Annotated in this window: 1 pseudogene; it reads left to right on the plus strand. The window is 47.3% G+C overall.

Annotated elements, in window-relative coordinates:
* Nucleotides 1-600, plus strand: a pseudogene (locus AACR11_RS11410) (Tn3 family transposase); the annotation flags it as partial.

The following is a 600-nucleotide window of genomic DNA, read 5'->3' on the forward strand; positions in this document are numbered from 1 at the left end:
CTCCAGAGACTGATAAGCAGAGCGATGCAGCAGGTCAGAAAAGACCTGGCGCACCAACTTAATCAACTCACCAGTCCTGAACTTCACGTCTTTCTGGACAGCATAACAGCCATTGATGACGGACTAAGCCTGAACCAGCTCAGAGGCGGTGCAAAAAGTCTGACCGTACCTGAACTTAAAAAAGAGCTTGCCCTTTATCATCAGTTAGCGCCATGGCGCACGCAAATCAATGGCGTTATCGATGGGCTTAATCTGTCTCTTAAAAATCGACAACACTTCGGTGAGCTCATCAACTATTACGGTAGTAAACTCAAACGATTCAAACGCGCACAGCAGCATCTATGGTTGCTATGTCACCTGACAGAGCGGATACAACTGGCACTGGAACGGTTAACTGATGGGTTCATTTACCATATCTGCAAGCAACAAGAAGCTGCCAACACCTTTGCACAACAAGCAGTGTTCCTGTCCTGGCAGTCAGCCGCGGACAATGTCACGAAAGCGGCAGAGTTACTGCATCTGTTTGTGGATGAGAACATTGATGATAATCAACCCTTCTCAGTAGTCAGACAACAGGCATTGAAGGTCATGAATGACAGG

The sequence above is a fragment of the Vibrio sp. L85 genome, assembly GCF_963871815.1.
GTDB classification, from domain to species: domain Bacteria; phylum Pseudomonadota; class Gammaproteobacteria; order Enterobacterales; family Vibrionaceae; genus Vibrio; species Vibrio harveyi.